Source organism: Pseudomonas sp. ZL2 (genome assembly GCF_054788455.1).
The window spans coordinates 1-17,545 of record NZ_JBGOGX010000057.1 but is presented as its reverse complement, the minus strand read 5'-3'; the positions used below and the strand labels follow the sequence as shown (position 1 = coordinate 17,545).

Sequence of the window (17,545 nt, the reverse complement as noted above, 5' to 3'; positions counted from 1 at the left end):
ATGGAATGATTATCCGCACTGACAGGAGTCTTGCTCGCCATGCAATGGATCAAAGCCCTGGCCCTGATCGTCGCCCTGCCGTGCTGCGTAGCCATGGCCGGTGAGGAAGCGACCCTGCAGATCCCTGGCCCTCAAGGCCCACTGAGCGCAACCTGGTTCAAGGCCCAGAGTGCCGCGCCGGTGGTGGTCATCATCCCGGGTTCCGGTGCCACCGACCGTAATGGCAACCACAAGGGCGCAGGTTTGCGCCCTTTCACCTATAAATTACTGGCCGAAAGCCTCGCTGCCCAAGGCATCAGCAGCCTGCGCATCGACAAGCGTGGCGTGCGTGACAGTGCCGGAGCGGTTGCCGATGCCGATCAGGTGACCATCGACGACTATGCCAGCGATGTCCGCGCCTGGGTCGCAGCCTTGCGCGAGCGTCAGCCGCAGGCGCCGGTGTGGCTGCTGGGGCATAGCCAGGGCGGCCTGATTGCCATGCTCGCAGCCCGGGACAACCCCGATGTCAGTGGCCTGGTGCTGGCGGCCAGTGCCGGGCGGCCAATCGCGACGATCCTGGTCGAGCAACTCCAGGCCCACCCTGAAAACGCGCCACTGGTCGAGCCTGGAATAGCCCTCATCCGCCGCCTCGAGGCGGGCGAGACGGTGTCGAACTCACAGATCCCCGATGAGCTCAAACCGCTGCTGCGCCAGGAGGTGCAAGGCCTGATCCGCAGTGAAATGGCCCACGACCCGGCGCAACTGATCGCGCCCCTGAAGCAGCCCGTGCTGATCATCCAGGCAGGTCGGGATTTGCAGATCACGGCGGCCGATGCCAAGGCCTTGCAGCAGGGCCAGCCGAAGGCGCGGCTGGTCTTGCTGGAGCGCGCCAACCATGTATTCAAGGATGTGCCCGAGGGTGACCGGCTGGCCAATCTCATGGCTTACAGCGATCCGCGTTTGCCATTGTCGGAAGGTTTGGCCGAAGCCGTGGGCGAATTTGTACTGGGACACTGAGCCCGTTCCACGGGCCTTGACCGTCACTCCCTACCCGCTCCATGCTCTAGCCCCTCCCCCGACTTTCAAGGAAGATTGCATGAAGCTGGAAACCCTGGCCATCCACGCGGGCTTCAGCCCCGACCCGACCACCAAGGCCGTCGCGGTACCGATCTACCAGACCACCTCGTTTGCTTTCGACGACACCCAGCACGGCGCCGATCTGTTCGACCTGAAAGTCGCCGGCAACATCTATAGCCGGATCATGAACCCTACCAACGACGTACTCGAGCAGCGCATGGCGGCGCTCGAAGGCGGTGTCGGTGCCTTGGCCGTGGCCTCGGGCATGGCGGCGATCACCTACGCGATCCAGACCGTGGCCGAAGCCGGCGACAATATCGTCTCGGTGGCCAAGCTCTACGGCGGTACCTACAACCTGCTGGCCCATACCTTGCCGCGCTTCGGCATCCAGACCCGCTTCGCCGCCCATGACGACATCGCCGCCCTCGAAGCGCTGATCGACAGCCGCACCAAGGCAGTGTTCTGCGAGTCGATCGGCAACCCGGCCGGCAATATCGTCGACCTGCAGGCCCTTGCCGATGCCGCGCACCGCCATGGCGTGCCGTTGATCGTCGACAACACCGTCGCCACGCCGATCCTCTGCCGCCCGTTCGAGCACGGCGCCGATATCGTCGTGCACTCGCTGACCAAGTACATCGGCGGCCACGGCACCAGCATCGGCGGCATCGTCATTGACTCGGGCAAGTTCCCCTGGGCCGAAAACAAAGAGCGCTTCGCCCTGCTCAACACCCCGGACCCGTCCTACCACGGCGTGACCTACACCGAAGCCTTTGGCCCTGCCGCCTTTATCGGCCGCTGCCGGGTGGTGCCGCTACGCAATACAGGGGCTGCGCTATCGCCATTCAACGCCTTCCTTATTCTGCAAGGCCTGGAGACGCTGGCCCTGCGCATGGAGCGTCACACCGAGAATGCGCTGAAGGTCGCCCGCTACCTGCAAGACCATGAGCAGGTCGCCTGGGTGAAGTACGCAGGCCTGCCCGATCATCCCGAACACGAACTGGCCCGACGCTACACCGAAGGCAAACCGGCCTCGATCCTGTCGTTCGGGATCAAGGGCGGCCAGCAAGCTGGCGCGCGTTTCATCGATGCGCTACAGCTGGTGGTGCGTCTGGTCAATATCGGCGATGCCAAATCACTGGCCTGCCACCCCGCTTCCACCACTCACCGCCAGCTCAACGACGAAGAGCTTGAACGGGCCGGTGTACCACGGGACATGGTGCGCCTGTCGATCGGCATCGAGCACAGCGATGACATCATTGCCGACCTGAGCCAGGCACTGGAGGCCAGCCGCGGGTGAAGCAGTCAGACTACTACGCAGCTTCACGCGAGGCTGCGGTGTACCCGCACCTGCGTCAGGCGGTTGACCTGGTCGCCGCAAATGCAGGCAACATTGCCGTGGATGTCGGCTGCGGCGCGGGCCGAAACACGCGTTTTTTGCTGCAACGCGGTTTTGTCGTGCATGCCTATGACAATAATCCCGAGGCCCTGGAACATACCCGCGCCTTGGGCAACCAGCCGCAACTGTTCACTGCCTGCAGCAGTTTCGAGTCCTTCGACTACCCGCAGGCGGCGTTGATCACCGCCAGCTCCAGTCTGTTTTTTTGCCAAGCGCAACACTTCGATGAAGCCTGGCGGCGGATCGTTCAGGCGTTACGCACAGGCGGGATATTTTGCGGACACTTCATGGGGCCGATGGACTCCTGGGTACAGCTGGAACGTCGCGACTTGAGCGTGCATGACCGTGCACAGACCGAACAATTGTTCGACGGCTTCGAGCTGCTCGATCTTTATGAATACAACCAACCCGGCAAGACCCTGCTGGGCCGCAGCAAACACTGGCACACCTACTCGGTGCTGGCCCGCAAGACCGCTCAGGGCTTGCCGGCCAGCACCGGTTCACTCAGGCGATGACGACCTGCGCCGCGCCAAGGCTGTCTGCCGATACCCCCACCAGGGTCACGCTGTCAGTACCAAAATGCAGCACGGTATCGTTGCCCACCTGGTTCAGGTGCTGACGAAAATCTGCTTGCGCGGTGCCGCCATCAACCCCCATGAACACCAGACGGTCATCAGCGCCAAAGCCCTGAACCTGATCCTGGCCGAAATGTCCGCTGAACAGGAAGGTGTCCCGGCCGCCGCCTGACACCAGTACATCATTACCGGCGCCGCCGACGAACACATCGTTGCTACGGCCACCCTGCAGGTGGTCATTGCCATCGAGGCCAAACAGCCAGTCGCCCTGGGCGCTCGCGGTCAGGCCGTCATTGCCCGCCGTGCCGCTCTGGCTGGCGGCGTAGGCATGCAGCTTGCCGCTGCTCAGCAGCCCCGCCGGGTCGATCTGGTGGCTGACCTCCTTGCTGAAGAACACCAGGCTGGACTCCTTGCTGACCAGGGTCTCGACCTGGTTGACCAGGCTGATGCCGCCCGCTGCGTCGCGCAGGTACAGCGTGCCATTGCCATCGCGGGCGATGTCGACGTTGCCCAGCGCCTGGCCGAGTTTCAAGGTGTCGTGCCCGGCGCCGCCGTCGATCAGGTTGTAGCCGCCTTCGTCACGGAAGGTGTCATTGCCGCCGCGCCCTTCGAGGTAGTCGTTGCCACGCCCGCCTTGAATCAGGTCGCCGGCTTCGGAACCGATGATAAAGGTGCTGCCCTTGTGGGTTTCGGCGTTGCGGTTCAGATCCTCGACCCAGGTCGAGCCACGGGTGACGTCGGACAGGTTGCTGACGATGATGGTCGAGTCCTTCGCCGTCCATTCATAGAATGTCGAGTTCAGCACCCGGCCCAGGCCATCGCCGTAAGCGGTGGGCAAATGCGACAGCCAGGTGACGATGTTGGCAATCGAGTACGGCAGCAGGTTCCAGGCATCCGAGGCGTAGTGGTCGTTGAAGTTGACGATGTTGTCGGTGCTCGAGGGCTTGGCGGCATCATGTACGCCGAAGGTTGCCCAGTCGGCTTTCGAGCCGTTGAGGGCGCGGAACACCGGGTCGTTCTCGTAGCCGATGTTCAGCACCTTGCTGCTGTCGCTGGCCTGGGTAGGTGAAGCAAAAGCAACATAACGGGCATCTTTATAAAAACCGCCCCACTTTTCGTTGCTGAGCTCGGCCAGGCTGTTGACGCCGAGGCCGCCAAGGCTGTGGCCGCTGACGGTGATGTCGGTGCCGCTCAGGCCGTTGGCCTTGGCGAATCTGGCGACATCCTCGAACAGCCTGCCGAAGGCATTGGCGGCGTAGTTCTTGGCATAGTCAGCCGGGCCAATGGCGGCCATAAGGTCGTTGATGGCGTCGCTGATGGTGTCGCCAATCAGGTTTTCCCGCGGGCCGCTGGTGCCGCGAAAGGCGATGCCCAGGCCGCTCAACTGGCCAGCAGCGTCATACTTGCCGAGGATCTCGACCTGGGCACTGGTGTAGCCGGCGGTTTCGCCATGGATGGTGCCACGAAAATCCGTGCTGCCCTGATAGCCCAGTTGCTGGGCGCTGATCGGCGTCCAGCCTGCGGCCTTGACTGCGGCCAGGGCCTGGGCTTCGGAGTCGGGGTTCCAGGGGAGACCGGGGATCGCGCCCTGGCTGTCGGTGCCGCCAATCAACGCCTTGATCAAGGTGGCGGGCAAGCCGAGGCCGAAACCGTACTGCTGGTAGCCAACGGCGAAGCCGTTGTCGATGCCGTGGTAGGCATACAGGCTCAGCGCCATGGCGTCGCTGTACAGGGCTTTGGAAGCGGTGCTGTCGAGGTTGCGATAATCGAAAACAGGCATGGCATACATCCTTGTGCAGGTGGCAGAAAACCCTGGCGACAGCGTCCGTTGACACACCCGTGGGCAAGGTCAAACGCTGCCACAACGGTAAATTGCCCGTCCATGGCAACGTCGAGGGCAAGCTGGCCAAATGCGAGGAGTTTTCGTTGTCATCGATGGCAACATCGAGCTGTATATCCATACAGATAAAACTTGCCATGCCTGTCAATCCTGCGCATCCTATGGCCTTTTCCAGCCATAGATCGAACGGCATGCGCCTGTTTCTCTGCGAAAAGCCCTCCCAGGCCAAAGACATCGCCAAAGTCCTCGGTGCCAACCGCCGCGGCGACGGCTGCTGGGTCGGCACCGACGTTACCGTTACCTGGTGCATCGGCCATTTGCTCGAGACCGCCCCACCCGACAGCTACGACGCTCGGTACAAGCGCTGGGTGCTGGCCGACCTGCCGATCATTCCCGAGAAGTGGAAGATGCTGGTCAAACCCAAGACCGCCAGCCAGTTCAAGGCAGTCAAACGCCTGCTCAGCGAAGCCCGCGAGCTGGTGATCGCCACCGACGCCGACCGTGAAGGCGAGATGATCGCCCGCGAGTTGGTCGAGCATTGCCGCTATCGCGGGCCGATCAGCCGGTTGTGGCTGTCGGCGCTGGACGACGCCTCCATCCGCAAGGCGCTGGCAGCGCTCAAGCCCGGTACCGAAACCTTCAGCCTTTACCATTCGGCCCTGGGTCGCTCGCGGGCCGACTGGCTGATCGGTATGAACATGAGCCGCCTGTTCACCCTGCTCGGCCGCCAGTCCGGCTACCAGGGCGTACTGCCGGTGGGCCGGGTGCAAACACCGACGTTGCGCCTGGTGGTTGACCGCGACCGCAGCATCGCCGATTTCGTGCCGGTGGCTTACTGGGCCATCGACGTGCAGTTGCAAAGCGCTGGCGAACAGTTCACTGCACAGTGGCGGGCACCCGAGGATGCCTGCGACGATCAGGGCCGCTGCCTGAACCAGGCCCTGGCCCAGCAGGCCGCCGCAGCCATCGGTGCCGCCAGCAGTGCCCGGGCGATGAAAGTGGCTACCGAACGGGTTCGCGAAGCAGCGCCGCTGCCCTTCGACCTCGGCACCCTGCAGGAGCTGTGCTCGAAGAAGTTCGGCCTCGGCGCCCAGGAGACCCTGGACATCGCCCAGGCCCTGTACGAAACCCACAAGCTGATCACCTACCCGCGCAGCGACTGCGGCTACCTGCCGTTGAGCCAGCACAGCGAGGCCCCGGCCATTCTCGCCGCCTTGCAGCGCGCGGATACCAGCCTTGCGCCCTTGCAGCCGCACCTGCAGGCCCAGCGCCGTTCAAGGGCCTGGAACGACGCCAAGGTCAGCGCCCACCATGGCATTATCCCCACGGCCGCCGCCAGCGACCCGTCGCGCTTGCCGGCCAAGCACAAGGCGGTCTATACCCTGATCCGCGCCCGCTACCTGGCGCAGTTCCTGCCCAACCACGAATATGACCGCACCCAGGCCGAGTTCGATTGCGCAGGTTTTGCCTTGCGTGCAGTGGGCAAGCAAATTGTCGAACCGGGCTGGCGCCGCGCCCTGCCTGAAGCCCTGACCCCGGCCAAAGGCCGTGAAGCGCCGGTAGCCCAGGTGCTGCCGCTGCTGCACGAAGGCCAGGATTGCACGGTGGCCGGGGTCAACCTCAAGGACCTCTGGACCCAGCCGCCCAAGCCATTCACCGAAGGCGACCTGATCAAGGCGATGAAGAACGTCGCCAAGCTGGTGGACGACCCGCGCCTCAAGCAAAAGCTCAAGGACACCACCGGTATTGGTACTGAGGCTACTCGTGCGGGGATCATCCAGGGCCTGCTCGATCGCGGTTACCTGGTCAAGCACGGCAAGGCCCTGAGTGCCACCCCGGCGGCCTTCAGCCTGATCGATGCCGTGCCAAGGGCGATTGCCGACCCGGGCACCACGGCGATCTGGGAGCAGGCGCTGGACATGGTGCAAAGCGGCGAGATGAGCCTGGAAGAGTTTGTCGCCAAGCAGTCGGCGTGGATGAGCAAGCAGGTCGAGCGTTGTGCCGGCCTGCGCCTGACCATCAGCGGCCCGGCGACTCCGGCGGGGCGTAGTGGTACGCCGTGGAAGAAAAAGCGCAAGAGCGGTACTGCGGCGGGTAAACGAACCCGTAAACCGAAGGCGGCAGCGCAATGAGGCTGCCGGCCTCATCGCTGGCAAGGCCAGCTCCCACAAGATCGGCGTCTACCAAGCCATTGTGGGAGCCGGTCTTGCCGGCGATGAGGCCCTCAAGGTCCACAGCCGTTAGCCCTGCTTGACCGCCTGCAGGGTATAACTCAACGGCAAGCGCCAGCGATCCTTGTCCAGCGACCACTCACCTGCTGCGTCTGTACTCATCTGCCCCGGCAACGCCTCCCAGGGAATGCTGTCATGCTCCACCAACGCGGTGATCTGCAGCCCATGCTTGAGCAAGGCGCTGATGATCTCGCCCAGGCCATGGTTCCACTCATGGGTGACAGTCTGCTCCAGCAATCTGTCGGTCTCGACATAAGTCTCGCCGCTGTCCCACACCGTTGGCGCCTCGCGCTCGAAGTACGGGTACTCGATGACCAGTTTGTCCTGATAGTCCTCGTTCACCGCCAGCAGCATCGGATGACCTTCGCGCAGGAACAGCCGTCCACCCGGCTTGAGCAAGGCCGCCACGGTACGCGCCCAGCGCTCGATGCTCGGCAGCCAGATCAGCGCGCCGATACCGGTGTATACCAGGTCGAAAGAATTGGGTGCCAGCACCCGGTCAGCGGCATACACATCCGCCTCGACGTAATCAATCCTTGCCCCACAGCGTTCAGCCAAAGCCCGCGCCTGGGCCAGAGACTGCGAAGAGAAATCCAGCCCGCTGACTTCGGCGCCCAGGCGCGATAGCGACAAGGTGTCGGTACCGATATGACACTGCAGGTGCACAGCGCGCAGGCCCTGGATATCACCCAGGCGCGGCAGGTCGAAACGCACCACTTCGGAAAGGTGTGCGGGGTCTGCGACGAATTTTTCCACTTCATAGTCGGTGGATGCGGCGTGCAGTGGCGCACGCTCATCCCAGTTGCGGCGATTGAGTTCAATCGGATCAGTCATCATGGCTCTCCATTGCAGACGCAACCATAGCGATGTACCCAAGCATCCGGCAAGTACGGTATAAACCGCCCACGCCCTCTTCAATCAAGGAAGCATTGATGAAACTCGGATACACCATCGTCTACGTCCCGGATGTCGCTACCTCGCTGACGTTCTTCGAACAGGCCTTCGGCCTGAGCCGGCGTTTTCTGCACGAGTCGGGCGACTATGGCGAGCTGGACACCGGCGCCACCACCCTCGCTTTCGCCGCCCTGGCACTGGGTAACAGCCACTTCCCGGGCGGCGTGCTGGCGGCCAGCGAATCGCCAAAACCACTGGGCATGGAAATCGCCCTGGTCACCGACGACGTCGCAGCCGCCCATGCCCGCGCCGTGGCGGCGGGCGCCGTCGAGCTGAAAACACCTGAAGCCAAGCCATGGGGGCAAACACTGTCGTATGTGCGCTGCCCCGATGGCACCCTGGTGGAGCTGTGCACCCCCGTAGGCAACTAGCCCGGAGACGAGACAATGGACGTTGCAACCTACAGCGGTGGCTGCCTGTGCGGGGCGATCCGCTTTGAAGCCACGGGCCCGGCACTAAACCCCCATTGCTGCTCGTGCAAGTGGTGCCAGCGCCATACGGGCGCGCTGACGGCCACCTGGGTTGAGTTTGCCCGCGAGCAAATACGCTGGACCGGCCCCGGCGCAGCGCCGGCAACTTTTCGCTCCTCGGACTATTCCAGCCGGGCCTTCTGCCCCAGCTGCGGCAGTTCGCTGGGCGCCATCGATGATCAGCCAACGGTGGCCCTGCTGCTGGGCAGCTTCGACAGCAACCAGCACCAGGCCCTGGCACCGATAACTCACTCGTTCAACGACCAGCTGCCGCGCTGGTGGTGCGTGCAATAAAGCACCGTCGGCTTACAGCGCCAGGCTCAGGCTGACCATGACGTTGCGCGGCTCACCCGGCAGGTTCCACGCCGCGTTGTAGCCGCGTTCGTAGTACTTGCGGTCGAACAGGTTATTCAGGTTCAGGCCGATGGTTGCCTGCTCACTGACCTTGTAGTGGGCCAGCAGGTCGACAGTGCTGTAGCTTGGCAGACGGAAGCTACTGCCGGCCTGGCCTGAACGCTCGCCCACGTAGTTGGCCGCCGCGCCGAAATCCGAGCCGAGCAATGGACCGCTCTGGAACTCATACACCGCCATCAGGCTGCCGCTGTGCTGCGGGATGCCCAGCAGGTCGCTGCCTTTGGGCAAGGCGGCATCGCCCTTGGTCACTTCGGCATCGATATAGGCATAGGCGCCGATCACGCGCACGGCGTCGCTGAGCTGGCCGCTGAACTGCAGGTCGACACCCTGACTGCGCGCCTTGCCGGCGGCGATGCTGTCACCGAAGGCATCGGTGGTGATGACGTTTTCCTTGTCGATCTGGAACAGCGCGATGGTCGCCCCCAGGCGGCTGTCGAACAGATCCAGCTTGAGCCCGGTTTCATAACCCAGGCCTTTTTCCGGTTTGTAGATCTGGCCCCGGGTACCGATGCTGTTGGGCTTGAACGAGGTCGAGGCATTGGCGAACACGCCAACTTCTGGCGTCAGTTGGTACAGCAGGCCGACACGCGGCGTGGCAACGTCTTTTTCCTGGCTGTTGCTCAGTTGTGTAGTGCGGTTTTGCGCGGTCTGCTCGATGTGCTCCAGGCGCACGCCCACCAGGCCGCGCAAACGGTCGGTAAAGGCAATCTGGTCCTGCAGGTTGAGGGCATAGCTTTCAGTGCGCTCGAAGAAGTCATTGGGGTTGATCAGCGGCGGTTTTGCCTGACCGTACGCCGGGTTGTAGATGTCCAGGCCATAGCCGAGCGAGGTGGCGCTTTGCGGGTACTTCTGGCTGTTGCGGTAGTTCTCGTATTCCAGGCCGATCAGGCTCTGGTGCTCCCAGCCGGCAAACTGGAACTGGCCATGCAGCTCAGCCTGGGTAATGTTGTCGTTCCACTCGAAATCGCGCTCCCGGTAGAACCGGCTGATGGTGGTACCGACCACCCGCGATGGTTCCGAGCTGTTGCCCTTGAGCCGGCCCTGGGTGTAGTGATTGGCCAGGCGCAGCTTCCAGCTGTCGTTGAGGTGGTGTTCCAGGGTCAGGTCGAGGGTCTGGTTGTCGTTGCGAATTCGCACGTCGTTGGGCTCGCCCAGAAAGGTCGAACGGCTGACCGAGCCCAGCTCATTGTTGACCGCCGGGATACCACGGTCGAACACCGACTCGGTGCGCGAGAACTCGGTGTCGATCGACAGCAGGGTCTCGAGGCTCAACTGCCAGCTCAGCGACGGGCTGACGATGCGCCGCTCACTGCCGACGTAATCGCGGAAGCTGCCGTTATCCTCCACCGCCATGTTCACCCGCGACAGCACCCGGCCGTCTTCGCTCAGCGGCGTATTCACGTCCAGGCTGCTGCGGTAGCGGTCCCAACTGCCGGCGCTGGCCTTGAACTGGGTAAAGGCTTCGGCTTGCGGGCGCTTGGTGACGATGTTCACCAGCCCACCCGGATCGCCGCGCCCATACAAACTGGCCGCCGGGCCCTTGAGCACTTCGATGCGTTCGATGTTGGAGGTATCCGGGGCGCTGTAGCTACCGCGATTGACGGCAAAGCCGTTCTTGTACAACTCGCCGGTGGTAAAGCCGCGCACGCTGTAGTTGAGGAAGGTCAGGCCACCAAAGTTGTTCTGCCGGCTGACACCGCCGGCAAAGTCCAGGGCGCGGTCGATGCGCGTGCTGTTCAGATCCTCGAGCACTTGGCTGGGCACCACGGCAATGCTTTGCGGGGTGTCGCGGATGTCAGTGTCCGTTTTGGTCGCGGTGCTCGAGCGGCTTGCGCGATAGCCCTGCACCGGCCCGGTCGCAGTTTCTTCGTAATGGCGCTCGTTGACGTTGAGGGCATCGAGTACTACGGCGTCGGCGGCAACGGCTGGCAGGGCGAGCAGCGAGGCGGACAGGCCCAGGGATAACCTTCCTACGGGGTAGTTCATGGGGGCTCCTTAAAATATATGTAATAACATAACAATTTAAGGAGAAATATAAAAGCATCGCGACGCAAGCGCTCCTGCAGGAGCGGGCTTGCCCCGCGATCAAACTTCAACAGCTGCGAATCACCGCCTGCAGCACGGTCTTGAAGGTCGCAATCTGCTCCTCGCTGAACGTCCCGAACACCTTGTCCTGCTGCTCGCGGGCGATACTCCACAGGCCCTCGGTCTGGTCGATGCCGGCGATGGTCAGGCGCACATGCCCGGCCGCTTCGCTGTCGCACACCAGGCCCTTGCGCTTGAGGTTGGCCACCGCCTCGTCGATTTCCCGCGCCGGCATGGCCACTTCGCGCTGCAGCTCGGCCAGGTTCAGCCCGGCGTCGTTCTCCAGCACCATGAGCATCCGCGCCTCGCTGGTGCGCAGGCCACTGGACAGCTGCCGCGGCTGGTAACTGGCCTGGTAGGCGCGCAGGGCCTGGGTCATCAGGTAGTAGAGGTTGTGGCTCAGGCGCCCCTGGAAATGGCTGCTCGGCGGCTGGCCTTCTTCACGGCGGGTCATGCGGGTGTGCGGCAGCACCATGGAATAGGCACCCTGGTGATAGAGCAACGGTGAACGGCCGCAATCATCGAAGGCCAGCACCTTGCCGAGCATGATCCAGTGATCGCCGCCATCGAGGATCTGGTGGGTTTCACACTGGAAGCACGCCGAGCAATCCGCCAGGATCGGCGCCCCGCCCTCGCCGGCCTGATAGCGGATGCCGGCAAAGCGATCGTCCTTGGGCTTGGCGAAGTTATTGGACAGATCGATCTGGTCGGCGGCGAGAACGTTCACCGCAAAATGGCTGGCTGCCTCGAACACCGCCAGGCTGCTGGAGCGCTTATCGAGGCTCCAGAGAATCAGCGGCGGGTCGAGGGACACCGAGTTGAAGCTGTTGGCAGTGACCCCGACCAGATTGCCCTGCGGGTCGGCGGCGGTGACCACGGTAACGCCAGTGGCGAAATTGCCCAGGGCGCGGCGAAAGGCGCGGCTGTCGAAGGCCGTTGCGGTTGCAGTAGACATGCAAGACTCCCCGGCTGCCTAGAGCGGCAGCCGTCATTGTTGTTATTGGCGGTGTACTTCAGACCATGCTCGGATCGGGCTCCAGGCCCATCAGTTCGCGGCCGAGGATCTGTGCGCAAACGTCGTAGTCGGTGTAGGCATGGGCGCCGGTCATGTGTGCATCGCGCCACAGCCGCTGCATCTCGTTGCTGTCGAACCAGGCGGTGCCGCCAGCGGCTTCGAACAACCGGTCGACCGCCTGGATGCACATCTTCACCGCATAGCCCTGGTTGGTGCGCCAGAACGCCAGGGTCTCGCGCGTCGGATATTGGTGACGCTCGCTGTGCTCGGCGTGTTCCTGCCAGGTTTTTTCCAGAAATGCGCGGGCGGCGGCAACCTGGTGGGTGGATTCGGCCAGGCGCATCAGTGCGGGGGTGGCGGCACCGACATTGACCCCGGTGTAGGCGCGCACACGGTTCTTGGTCTTTTCGCGGAAGGCTTCAAGCATGCGCTCGGCAATGCCGAGGCTGACGGTCGAAAAGCCACTGGCGAAATACGGACGGTACGGCGAGTAGAACACCTTGCTGTCCGGGTACAGGCCAAAGCCTGCCGACTTGCCTTCCATCATGTCCTTGGCTTTCTGGATGCGGTGCTCGGGGACGAACACCTTGTCGATCACCAGGGTCTTGGTGCCGCTGCCTTTCATGCCGGCGGCGAACCAGTCGTCACGAATCTCGTAATCGCTGCGCGGCAGCACGGCGAAGCAGTAATCCTGGCTGCCTTCGGCGTTGACCCGACGGCAGCCGACAATGGCCCACTCGGCATGGTCGCTGCCGCTGCTCCAGCCCATCTCGCCGCTGAACAGCACACCGCCCTCGACCTCCTCGACCTTGCCGAACGGGGCGATACTGCTGCTGGCGGTGGCGTCGGGGTTGTCGCCCCAGATTTCGTCCTGGAGCTTGGCCGGGAACATCGCCAGCTGATGGCTGTGGGTACACAGCAGGCTCATGGCCCAGGCGGTACTGGCGCACGCGCCGGCGAGCAAGGCGATGCAGTCGGCAAATTGCGGCAGGGAAATTTCCAGGCCGCCATAGGGTTTAGGCAGGAAGGCGCGGTGCAGGCCGATGCTTTTGAGCAGGGCAATGTTTTCGGCCGGAACCTTGCGGTCTTGCTCGGCACGGGCGGCATTGGTGGCGATGGTGGGCAGAATCGAACGGAGGTCTTCGAGCAGCGGATTTGGCTTTTTCATGAGGGGCCCTGCTTATTATTGGATGTCCGCCGAGGCCTGCGAAGTGGCAGGTGGCAGCGGATGCAGGGGCCAGTATGGGAGGCTTGGCTCAGGGGGAAAATGCAACTTCCACAGGCAAGATTGTACTTTTCATAGCGTTTTTTGTGGGTTCAAGGGCCTCATCGCTGGCAAGCCAGCTCCCACAGGGTCAGCATGCACCGGCCCCTGTGGGAGCTGGCTTGCCAGCGATTGGGCCCTGAAGGTTACCCTTGAACCACCTGCTGCAAATTCCGCCAAAGCTCAGCCACATGCTCACGCTCGGTCGGCAACGCCCCCACCGACACCCGTACCATCCAGCGGCCATTCAAGGTCGCCGGGGTGACATAGGCCACCCCTGACGCATTGAGCCGATCAGCCCAACGGCGGGTATGCGCATCCAGCGCCTCACCTTCCAGGCCATCACCCCGATGGCGAATGCACAGGGTCTGCAACTGCACCGGCGCCAGCAATTCCCAGCCCTGGGCATTACGCACCTGCTCGGCCAGCCATTGGGCATTGTCCAGGTCGCGGCGCAAGCGCTGCTGCAGATTCTCGATGCCTTCGCTGCGCAGCATGAACCACAGTTTCAAGGCACGGAAGCGCCGCCCCAACGGAATGCCCCAGTCGCGCAGGTTCTTGACCTTGCTGTCGACCGCCGACTGCAAGTAGCTGGGGTTGGTGCTCATGACCCGGATCAGGTGCTGCGGATCACGGACGAAATACAGCGAGCAATCAAAGGCCACGCCCAGCCACTTGTGCGCGTTGACCACGATGGAATCGGCCTGTTCGATGCCATCCCACATCCAGCGGCATTCCGGAAGGATCATCGCGGAACCGGCCATGGCCGAATCAACGTGCAGCCACAGGCCAAACTGGCGCGCGATCTCACCGATCGGCTGCAGTGGATCGAGGGCGGTGGTCGTCGTGGTACCGGTGGTTGCCACCACCGCGCAGGGCTGCAGGCCGTTGGCCAGGTCCTCTTCGATGGCCGCGGCCAGTGCCTGCGGGCGCATGGCGAAGTGTTCATCGGTTTCGATATAGCGGATGTTGTCCTTGCCAAAGCCTGCCAGCAGCGCGGCCTTGTCCACCGAGCTGTGGGCCTGGGCGCTGGTGTAGATCATCAACGGCTTGCCCTGCCCTTGCAGGCCGCCCTTGGCCAGGGCGTAATCGCTACTGCGCTCGCGGGCGCTGATCAGCGCCACCAGGGTACTGGTGGAGGCGGTGTCCTGGATCACCCCGCTCCACTGATCCGACAGGCCGACCATCTGCCGCAGCCAGTCGACGGTGGTTTCTTCCAGTTCGCTCAACGCCGGGCTGGATTGCCACGACAGGCCGAGTACGCCAAGGCCGGTGCTGAGGAAATCGCCGAGCACCGACGACAAGGTGCCGTTGGAGGGGAAGTAACCGAAAAAATCCGGATGCTGCCAGTGGGACAGGCCGGGCATGACCAGTTGGTCGACGTCCTTGAGGATCTGCTCGAACGGCTCACCCTGAGCCGGCGCCGAGGTTGGCAATGCCGCCTTGAGGTAACCGGGCTCAACCTGGGCCATGACCGGCAATTCGCCGACACCCTGGCGGTAGTCGGCGATCAGGTCGATCAGTTGGTGGCCATGTTTGCGAAATTCTTCCGGGCTCATGCAGCGGCTCCTGTTGTTGTCGGTAAGTGGGCCTGAGTCTAGGCCCTGGCCAACCGACAAAAAACGCCGCCCGGCGCATAGCTGCTATGGCGAATGCGCATGGCCGCCGTGCACGCCGAACTGTGACCGCTGCCACTGCTCGAACACCAGGTTGCGCAACCAGCGGTGCTCGGCCGAGGCGTGCAGGCGTTGATGCCAGACCACCCAGTAGCGCTGGGTGTGCTCGACAAAAGCCAGCGGCCGCCAGGTCAACGGGTGCAAGCGGCTGAGCTGGCGGGCGATGTGCTCGGGCACGGTGACCAGCGCCTGGCTGCTGCCGACCACCTGCACCGCCGCCGAGTAGAACGGCACCTGCAGACTGATGCGCCGGCTCAGGCCCTGCTCGCGCAGGTGGCGGTCGATAAAGCTGTCCTTGTCGCCACCGCCGGAAATGCGCACATGGTTCCAGGCCCGGTAATCGTCCTGGGTCAGTTCGGTTTTGCTCGCCAATGGGTGCTCGCGGTGCATCAGGCACACGGCGCGGTCTTCACCGAGCATACGCCCGTGGAGGTTGGCCGGGGCGTCGTCGAACAGCGTAGTGGCCAGGTCGACTTCGCCACTGGCGAGCAGTTCATACTGCCCCGGCTGCCAGGTGCGGTACTCGATAGACACCCCCGGCGCTTCGAGCTCCAGGGTGCTGACCAACAATGGCAGCATGTGCTCGGCGATATAGTCCGAGGCCGCCAGGCAAAAGCGCCGCTCGCAGCGTTGGGGGTCGAAGGCCTGCGGTTGGCGCAAGGCCTCAAGCTCGGCCAGCACCTGGCCCAGCGGCACGAGCAGGCTTTCGCCGCGTTCGCTCAACACATAGCCGCGGCCCTGACGCACCAGCAGCGGGTCGTCGAACGCCTCGCGCATATGTGCCAGCTGACGGCTGAGCACCGACTGGCTGCTGCCCAGGCGCTCGGCGGCATGGCTGAGGTTTTTCAGTTGCAGCATGCTTTGCAGCGCACGCAGGTGGGCGATGCTCAGGGAAGCGAAAATCGGGTTCAAGGGGCGCTCCTGCACAGGCGGATGCCGCAGCCTACGGGCAAAACCTGCAGATTACAAAGCACCTGGCAGGCCGGTGCATGGCCGGCGGCAGGCTCAGTCAAGCCGGCGCGGGTAGGCTGCGCTAGGGTCGAGGCTTTGCTTTTCCTTGAGGTTCGTCCCATGAGCAACATCAGCCTTTTGCCCCAGGTGCGCGGGTTTCTTCAACGTGAGCACAGCAGCTTTATCGACGGTCGCCAGCAGCCTGCAGACAATCCCCACTACCTTGAGGTGATCGACCCGGCCAGCGACCAGGTCATCAGCCGTGTGGCCGAAGCCTGCGTGCACACTGTCGACGATGCCGTCGCATCTTCCCGTCGCGGCTTTGCCCAGTGGTCACAGGCCGCCCCTGCCGTGCGTGCCAGCGTGCTGCTGAAACTCGCCGATCTCATCGAACAACACCGGGAAGAGCTGGCGCAGCTGGAGACTTGCCAGTCGGGCAAGCTGATCAATATCTCGCGCAATTTCGAGGTCGATCAGGCCGCGCACTTCCTGCGTTACTACGCCGGCTGGGCGACCAAGCTCAGCGGCCAGACCCTCACCCCGTCGCTGCCCTCGTTCAACGGCGAGCGCTACACCGCCTTCACCCTGCGCGAGCCGGTCGGCGTGGTAGTCGGCATCGTGCCCTGGAACTTCTCGACCATGATCGCCCTGTGGAAGCTCGGCTCGGCACTGGTCACCGGTTGCAGCATCATCATCAAGCCCAGCGAATTCACCCCGCTGACCATCCTGCGCATTGCCGAACTGGCCATTGACGCCGGCCTGCCCGCAGGGGCGTTGAATGTGGTGACCGGTGGCGGCATGGCCGGCAAGGCGCTGATCGAACACCCAGGCACCGACAAGGTCTCGTTCACAGGCTCCGTGCCCACCGGCCTTGCCGTCGGCCAGAGCGCCATGGCCGCCAACCTGACCCGCACCACCCTGGAACTGGGCGGCAAGAACGCGGCCGGGTTCCTCCGCGATGTAGCCTTGAGCAAAGCAGTAGACGGCATCATCGAAGCGGGCTTTTTGCATTCCGGGCAGATCTGCGCGGCAGCCGAGCGCTTCTATGTGCATCGCTCGCAGATCGAGGCGGTGACCGGGGCCTTGAGCGAGCGCCTGGCAAAGTTGAAGATCGGCTCGCCGCTGGATGAAACCAGCGAATTCGGCCCGGTGAGCAACAAGCAGCACCAGGCCAGACTCGGCGCGTTGTTTGCCAAGGCACGCAGCGAGAACAGCCAGATCATTCATGGCGGCCGCTTGCTCGAAGGCCCGGGGTGCTACGTGGAGCCGACGGTGATCCTGGCCAATTCAGTGAACGACAGCCTGCTCAATGAAGAGACCTTCGGCCCGGTGGCGACTTTCCTGCCCTACGACGATGAAGAGCAACTGATCGCGCTGATGAACGACAGCCCCTATGGCCTGAGCGCCAGCCTGTGGACCAACGACCTGAGCAAGGCCTTGCGCCTGGTACCGCAGGTGCAGGCCGGCACGGTGTGGGTGAACATGCATACCCTGCTGGACCCGGCGGTGCCGTTTGGCGGAGTGAAGGCGTCGGGGATTGGACGGGAGTTTGGTGGCGCGTTTATCGAGGACTATACCGAGCTCAAGTCGGTGATGATTCGTTACTGACTGACAGCAT

Annotated in this window: 14 protein-coding genes; 7 read left to right on the top strand and 7 right to left on the bottom strand. The window is 63.4% G+C overall.

The window, feature by feature from the left end:
- Window positions 1-39 precede the first annotated feature (39 nt).
- From ABM562_RS25810 to ABM562_RS25800, 3 genes are all read left to right on the top strand, one after another.
- Entirely contained in the window at window positions 40-996 is a 957-nt protein-coding gene (locus ABM562_RS25810; protein WP_460423801.1) for an alpha/beta hydrolase, read from the top strand.
- Window positions 997-1,075: 79 nt separating this feature from the next.
- Entirely contained in the window at window positions 1,076-2,353 is a 1,278-nt protein-coding gene (locus ABM562_RS25805) for a bifunctional O-acetylhomoserine aminocarboxypropyltransferase/cysteine synthase (protein WP_115087016.1), read from the top strand.
- A complete protein-coding gene (locus ABM562_RS25800; RefSeq protein ID WP_115087017.1) occupies window positions 2,350-2,967 on the top strand; it encodes a class I SAM-dependent methyltransferase in 618 nt (205 codons plus the stop codon). Before ABM562_RS25805 ends, ABM562_RS25800 begins: the two co-directional genes overlap by 4 nt.
- Here ABM562_RS25800 and ABM562_RS25795 read toward each other — a convergent pair.
- Window positions 2,957-4,807, bottom strand: coding sequence for a polyurethane esterase (locus ABM562_RS25795; protein WP_460423799.1), 1,851 nt, complete (start codon window positions 4,805-4,807; stop codon window positions 2,957-2,959). The genes ABM562_RS25800 and ABM562_RS25795 overlap by 11 nt on opposite strands.
- 251 nt (window positions 4,808-5,058) lie before the next feature.
- Between ABM562_RS25795 and ABM562_RS25790 the strand changes: the two genes are divergently transcribed.
- Window positions 5,059-6,999, top strand: coding sequence for a DNA topoisomerase III (locus ABM562_RS25790; RefSeq protein WP_460423798.1), 1,941 nt, complete (start codon window positions 5,059-5,061; stop codon window positions 6,997-6,999).
- 108 nt (window positions 7,000-7,107) lie between these two features.
- Here ABM562_RS25790 and ABM562_RS25785 read toward each other — a convergent pair whose 3' ends face one another.
- Window positions 7,108-7,932, bottom strand: a complete 825-nt coding sequence (locus tag ABM562_RS25785) for a class I SAM-dependent methyltransferase (protein WP_115087020.1) — start codon at window positions 7,930-7,932, stop codon at window positions 7,108-7,110.
- Window positions 7,933-8,030: 98 nt separating this feature from the next.
- On the opposite strand from ABM562_RS25785, the gene ABM562_RS25780 reads away from it, so the two are divergent.
- Entirely contained in the window at window positions 8,031-8,423 is a 393-nt protein-coding gene (locus tag ABM562_RS25780; RefSeq protein ID WP_460423796.1) for a VOC family protein, read from the top strand.
- A 15-nt stretch (window positions 8,424-8,438) separates the two neighbouring features.
- On the top strand, window positions 8,439-8,816 hold the full coding sequence (locus tag ABM562_RS25775; RefSeq protein WP_115087022.1) for a GFA family protein: 378 nt from the start codon (window positions 8,439-8,441) through the stop codon (window positions 8,814-8,816).
- Between the two features lie 12 nt (window positions 8,817-8,828).
- Here the strand turns inward: ABM562_RS25775 and ABM562_RS25770 are convergent, their stop codons facing one another.
- The 5 genes from ABM562_RS25770 to ABM562_RS25750 all read right to left on the bottom strand — a co-directional run bounded on the left by ABM562_RS25770 (window position 8,829) and on the right by ABM562_RS25750 (window position 15,888).
- Window positions 8,829-10,922, bottom strand: coding sequence for a TonB-dependent siderophore receptor (locus ABM562_RS25770; protein ID WP_460423794.1), 2,094 nt, complete (start codon window positions 10,920-10,922; stop codon window positions 8,829-8,831).
- Window positions 10,923-11,028: 106 nt separating this feature from the next.
- Window positions 11,029-11,976: a p-hydroxyphenylacetate 3-hydroxylase reductase component gene (locus tag ABM562_RS25765; protein ID WP_115087023.1), complete on the bottom strand. Its 948-nt coding sequence runs from the start codon at window positions 11,974-11,976 to the stop codon at window positions 11,029-11,031.
- Window positions 11,977-12,034: 58 nt separating this feature from the next.
- Window positions 12,035-13,204, bottom strand: a complete 1,170-nt coding sequence (locus ABM562_RS25760; protein WP_115087024.1) for a p-hydroxyphenylacetate 3-hydroxylase oxygenase component — start codon at window positions 13,202-13,204, stop codon at window positions 12,035-12,037.
- Window positions 13,205-13,446: 242 nt separating this feature from the next.
- Complete coding sequence (locus tag ABM562_RS25755) at window positions 13,447-14,859, bottom strand: DOPA decarboxylase (protein ID WP_115087025.1); 1,413 nt, start codon at window positions 14,857-14,859, stop codon at window positions 13,447-13,449.
- Between the two features lie 84 nt (window positions 14,860-14,943).
- Window positions 14,944-15,888 (bottom strand): LysR family transcriptional regulator, encoded by a 945-nt coding sequence (locus ABM562_RS25750; protein ID WP_115087026.1) that lies wholly within the window; start codon window positions 15,886-15,888, stop codon window positions 14,944-14,946.
- Between the two features lie 159 nt (window positions 15,889-16,047).
- Between ABM562_RS25750 and ABM562_RS25745 the strand changes: the two genes are divergently transcribed.
- Entirely contained in the window at window positions 16,048-17,535 is a 1,488-nt protein-coding gene (locus ABM562_RS25745) for an aldehyde dehydrogenase family protein (protein ID WP_115087027.1), read from the top strand.
- Window positions 17,536-17,545: the final 10 nt, after the last annotated feature.

What these genes read in the sequence shown, in the direction of transcription:
- ABM562_RS25755 (WP_115087025.1), bottom strand. Translation starts at nt 14,859, where the DNA reads ATGAGCCCGGAAGAATTTCGCAAACATGGCCACCAACTGATCGACCTG.
- ABM562_RS25745 (WP_115087027.1), top strand. Translation starts at nt 16,048, where the DNA reads ATGAGCAACATCAGCCTTTTGCCCCAGGTGCGCGGGTTTCTTCAACGT.
- ABM562_RS25775 (WP_115087022.1), top strand. Translation starts at nt 8,439, where the DNA reads ATGGACGTTGCAACCTACAGCGGTGGCTGCCTGTGCGGGGCGATCCGC.
- ABM562_RS25810 (WP_460423801.1), top strand. Translation starts at nt 40, where the DNA reads ATGCAATGGATCAAAGCCCTGGCCCTGATCGTCGCCCTGCCGTGCTGC.
- ABM562_RS25785 (WP_115087020.1), bottom strand. Translation starts at nt 7,932, where the DNA reads ATGACTGATCCGATTGAACTCAATCGCCGCAACTGGGATGAGCGTGCG.
- ABM562_RS25790 (WP_460423798.1), top strand. Translation starts at nt 5,059, where the DNA reads ATGCGCCTGTTTCTCTGCGAAAAGCCCTCCCAGGCCAAAGACATCGCC.
- ABM562_RS25765 (WP_115087023.1), bottom strand. Translation starts at nt 11,976, where the DNA reads ATGTCTACTGCAACCGCAACGGCCTTCGACAGCCGCGCCTTTCGCCGC.
- ABM562_RS25805 (WP_115087016.1), top strand. Translation starts at nt 1,076, where the DNA reads ATGAAGCTGGAAACCCTGGCCATCCACGCGGGCTTCAGCCCCGACCCG.
- ABM562_RS25795 (WP_460423799.1), bottom strand. Translation starts at nt 4,807, where the DNA reads ATGCCTGTTTTCGATTATCGCAACCTCGACAGCACCGCTTCCAAAGCC.
- ABM562_RS25770 (WP_460423794.1), bottom strand. Translation starts at nt 10,922, where the DNA reads ATGAACTACCCCGTAGGAAGGTTATCCCTGGGCCTGTCCGCCTCGCTG.
- ABM562_RS25780 (WP_460423796.1), top strand. Translation starts at nt 8,031, where the DNA reads ATGAAACTCGGATACACCATCGTCTACGTCCCGGATGTCGCTACCTCG.
- ABM562_RS25760 (WP_115087024.1), bottom strand. Translation starts at nt 13,204, where the DNA reads ATGAAAAAGCCAAATCCGCTGCTCGAAGACCTCCGTTCGATTCTGCCC.